The 3,879-nt window shown below is 66.7% G+C and carries 7 protein-coding genes; 3 read left to right on the top strand and 4 right to left on the bottom strand.

What is annotated here, in order from left to right; all coding sequences use genetic code 11:
- On the bottom strand, positions 1-1,490 hold a 1,490-nt coding region (locus RMO04_RS19080; RefSeq protein ID WP_309646351.1), incomplete at its 3' end, for a UvrD-helicase domain-containing protein.
- Positions 1,491-1,591: 101 nt separating this feature from the next.
- Here RMO04_RS19080 and RMO04_RS19075 point away from each other — a divergent pair.
- Both RMO04_RS19075 and RMO04_RS19070 read left to right on the top strand, forming a co-directional pair.
- The gene (locus tag RMO04_RS19075) at positions 1,592-1,774 is read left to right on the top strand and encodes a hypothetical protein (RefSeq protein ID WP_309646350.1); all 183 of its coding nucleotides are present in this window, start codon (positions 1,592-1,594) and stop codon (positions 1,772-1,774) included.
- Between the two features lie 4 nt (positions 1,775-1,778).
- On the top strand, positions 1,779-1,997 hold the full coding sequence (locus RMO04_RS19070; RefSeq protein WP_309646349.1) for a hypothetical protein: 219 nt from the start codon (positions 1,779-1,781) through the stop codon (positions 1,995-1,997).
- A gap of 11 nt (positions 1,998-2,008) precedes the next feature.
- On the opposite strand, the gene RMO04_RS19065 is transcribed toward RMO04_RS19070, so the two are convergent.
- Positions 2,009-2,224 carry a ribbon-helix-helix domain-containing protein gene (locus tag RMO04_RS19065; protein WP_309646348.1) on the bottom strand — a complete coding sequence of 72 codons (216 nt, stop codon included), beginning with the start codon at positions 2,222-2,224 and terminating at the stop codon, positions 2,009-2,011.
- 128 nt (positions 2,225-2,352) lie between these two features.
- Between RMO04_RS19065 and RMO04_RS19060 the strand changes: the two genes are divergently transcribed.
- Entirely contained in the window at positions 2,353-3,144 is a 792-nt protein-coding gene (locus tag RMO04_RS19060; RefSeq protein ID WP_309646347.1) for a Coq4 family protein, read from the top strand.
- 3 nt (positions 3,145-3,147) lie between these two features.
- Here RMO04_RS19060 and RMO04_RS19055 read toward each other — a convergent pair whose 3' ends face one another.
- Both RMO04_RS19055 and RMO04_RS19050 read right to left on the bottom strand, forming a co-directional pair.
- Entirely contained in the window at positions 3,148-3,324 is a 177-nt protein-coding gene (locus RMO04_RS19055; protein WP_309646346.1) for a DUF4169 family protein, read from the bottom strand.
- An 11-nt stretch (positions 3,325-3,335) separates the two neighbouring features.
- Positions 3,336-3,879, bottom strand: a 544-nt coding sequence (locus tag RMO04_RS19050; protein WP_309646345.1) for an aminotransferase class I/II-fold pyridoxal phosphate-dependent enzyme, incomplete at its 5' end; no start/stop codon positions are given.

Below are 3,879 nucleotides of genomic sequence, written 5' to 3'. Positions count from 1 at the left end.
ACGCGCCAGCGGTCGATGTCGCGCAGGAAGTTCGCCAGCGCCGTGCGGGTGCGGGCGGCCAGCTCGTCGGTACGGACCACCTCGCGGGCGGCCTCCATCACCGGGATGCCACTAATCCGGGCCATGGTCAGCAGCTTCTGGACCGTGGTGTCGCCGATGCCGCGCTTGGGCACATTGACGATCCGCTCGAAGGCCAGGTCGTCGTCCGGCGACTGGATCAACCGCAGATAGGCGTGGGCGTCTCGGATCTCGGCGCGCTCGAAGAACCGCGGGCCGCCGACCACCGTGTAGGGGATCTGCAGGAGGACGAACCGTTCCTCGAAGGCGCGCATCTGAAAGGAGGCGCGGACCAGGATGGCCATGTCGCGGAACTTGCGCGGGTCCTTCTCCGTGCCGCCCTTCTTGGCGCGCTCGATCTCCTCGGCGACCAGGCGGCTCTCGGCCTCGCCATCCCAGACCCCGCGCACCACGACCTTTTCGCCGTCGTTCGCCTGGGTCCACAGGGTCTTTCCAAGTCGACCCTTGTTGGTGCTGATCAGGCCCGAGGCCGCCGCCAGGATGTGGCTGGTGGAACGGTAGTTGCGCTCCAGCCGGATCACCGTCGCGCCGGGAAAGTCGCGCTCGAAGCGCAGGATGTTGTCCACCTCGGCCCCGCGCCAGCCATAGATCGACTGGTCGTCGTCACCCACGCAGCAGACGTTCTGGCGCTTCTGGGCCAGCAGGCGCAGCCACAGATACTGTGCGACGTTGGTGTCCTGGTACTCGTCGACCAGGATGTATTTGAAGCGGTCGTGGAACTCGGCCAGCACGTCGGGCTGCGTCATGAAGATGGTCAGGTTGTGCAGCAGCAGGTCGCCGAAGTCGCAGGCGTTCAGCACGCGCAGCCGGTCCTGGTACAGCTTGTAGAGGCCCGCGCCGCGGTTGTTGGCGAACTCAGCCCCCTCGCCGGCCGGCAGGCGGTCGGGGGTCCAGCCGCGGTTCTTCCAGTGGTCGATCATCCCGGCCAGGGTCTTGGGCGTCCATCGCTTGGCGTCGATGTTCTCCGCTTCCAGCACTTGCTTGATCAGCCGTTCCTGGTCGTCGTTGTCGATTATCGTGTAGTTCGACTTCAGCCCCACGAGGTCGGCGTGGCGGCGCAGGATCTGGGCGGCTACGGAGTGGAAGGTGCCCAGCCACCGCAGCCCCTCCGCCTGGGGCCCGATGATGTGGGTGATCCGCTCGCGCATCTCGCGCGCGGCCTTGTTGGTGAAGGTGACGGCCAGCAGTTCCCAGGGCTTGGCCTTGCCGGTCGCCAGGATGTGGGCGAGCCGTGTGGTCAGCACGCGGGTCTTGCCGGTGCCCGCACCGGCCAGCACCAGCACTGGCCCGTCGGTGGCCTCCACCGCCGCGCGCTGTTCGGGATTCAGGCCCTCGAGATAGTCGGGGCCGCTGACCCGGGCCAGGTCGCTGACGCGGGGCGCGGGCAGGGGAGCTGATTCAAATGACGACATCGGAACATATGTAGCACAAACGCCGCGCGCCTTAAGTCCGGAACCGGTCCGATCGATGTTCGTTTTGTCCCCGACCTTAACTGTGATCCTGGAGGACAAACGTGGCTGAGAATTCTGGAAACGGCGCGACGCCTGTGCTGGCCTTCATCGTGGGCGGTCTGATCGTCGTCGTCGCGGTGATCGCATTCTTCATGTACTCGGGCGGCATGGGCGGCGGTGAGACCAAGTCCGTCGATGTGAACATCAAGGCGCCTGATATCTCCGCGCCCGCCAAGGCCGAGTAGGGCCGTGGCCGACCAGCCAAGATCGGCGACGCCCTGGCTGGCCTTCCTGGTCGGCGGATTGATCGTGGCGGTCGCGGTGATCGCCTTCGTGATCTATTCGGGCGGGGGCATGTCAAAACCGGATATGCCCAAGAGCGTTGAGGTGGACCTGAACCTGCCTAAGGCGCCGTCGCTTCCGGATGCGCCAAGGCTGCCCGACGCGCCCATTCCAACTCCGAAATAGGACGGAGCGGTCTAGGCGCCCCGCTGGGCGAAGCTGAGGGCCGTCACACGGCAGGCCGAGGCCAGGGGCCGTTCGCCGCGGCCCTCGTCAATGCGCGCGATCAGCGCCGCGACGCTGAGCCCGTCGGTGGTCGCCAGCTCATCCAGCACCGCCCAGAATTCCGGCTCCAGGGCCAACGAGGTGGCGTGGCCGGACAGCAGGATGGAACGTTTACGAAGCCGTGGCATGAACGCAGTTGTGGGGCCAAGTCAGGCCTCGGCGCAACCTCGGAGCCGCCATGTCGGATTGCCTCTTGCAAAAAAATGACGCTGGCGTCATCTTTGATCCGAACGCTGTTTCGTAAAGGCTGCTCCCCATGGCCATGACCGCCGACACCTTTGACGTCCCCCACCAGCGGCAGGCCACTCCTGCCACTCCTGCCACTGCGACGCTGCCTAAGCCCAAGCTCCAGTGGGGTGCGGCGCTGAAGGCGCTGCAGCGTCTGCTGAACGACAAGGACGACACCGGCCAGGTGTTCGAGATCATGCGCGCCCTGAACGGCACGGCCACCGCCGACGCCTTCCAGCGCCTGCTGACCACGCCGCAGGGCGGTCGCATCGCCTACGAGCGCCAGGAGCTGGCCGAGAAGCTGATGGACGACGCCTGGCTGGACGCCTTCAAGCCGGGCACCGTGGGCGCGGCCTATCGCGACTTCATTCGCACCGAGCAGCTTTCGGCCGAGGGCCTGGCCGAGGTCAGCCGCTCCAGCGGCAACGAGATCGACGTGCGCCACCCCTATGCCTGGATGGGCCGCCGCACCCGCGACATCCATGACATCTGGCACATCCTGTCGGGCTATCACCGCGACGCGCTGGGCGAGGCCTGCCTGGTGGCCTTCTCCTACGCCCAGACCAAGGGCCTGGGCTGGGCGCTGATCGCGGCGGGCGCGACGATCCGCTCGCGGGGCGGCGACCATCCCTACGCCAAGGCGATCTGGCAGGGCTATCAGCGTGGCAAGGCCTGCGCCTGGCTGCTGGGCGAGGACTATGAGCGCCTGCTGAACGAGCCGCTTGAAGAGGCCCGCCGCCGTCTCGGCATCACGCCGGCCTCCATCTACAACGCCATCCCCGCCGCGGCCCGCGACGGCGCCGTTCCGACGCAGATCTAGGGCTCAGTCTTCGCGCCGCGTGCCGTCGAGTGCGCGGTCAGCCTGCGACGCCTCCATCTTCGATGCGGTCTTCTCAGCCTTGGTCCGCCCGAAGGCCACGCGGTTCCGCGCGGCCTGGCTCCGGTCTTGGTCGCGCGCCTTGGCCTTCTTCGCCTTGTTGAAGTTGATCAGGTCGGCCATCAGCCGGCGACCTATTTCAGAGAGGCGCAGAAGCGCTGGATGCGCGTGCAGGCGTCTTCCAAGTTGGCGTTCGAGGTCGCGTAGCTGATGCGGAAGAACGGCGAGAGACCGAAGGCCGCGCCGAACACCACCGAGACGCCCTCCTGCTCCAGCAGGGAGACCGCGAAGTCGGCGTCGGTTTCGATCACCTTGCCGGCCTCCGTGGTCTTGCCGATCAGGCCCTCCACCGACGGATAGACATAGAAGGCGCCTTCCGGGGTCGGGCACTTCAGGCCGCTCGCCTGGTTCAACATCGAGACCACCAGGTCCCTGCGGCCCTGGAAGAGGATTTTGTTCGGCGCGATGAACGACTGGTCGCCGTTGAGGGCTTCGACCGCCGCATACTGGCTGATCGAGGCGGGGTTGGAGGTCGTCTGGCTCATGACCTTACGCATCAGATTGATGAGCTCGACCGGGCCTGCCGCATAGCCGATCCGCCAGCCGGTCATGGCGTAGGCTTTGGAGACGCCGTTCATGGTCAGGGTGCGGTCGTAGAGCGCCGGCTCGACCTGGGCG

The sequence above is a fragment of the Phenylobacterium sp. genome, assembly GCF_031412415.1.
GTDB lineage: Bacteria > Pseudomonadota > Alphaproteobacteria > Caulobacterales > Caulobacteraceae > Phenylobacterium.
This window is presented reverse-complemented; position numbering and strand designations above follow the sequence as displayed.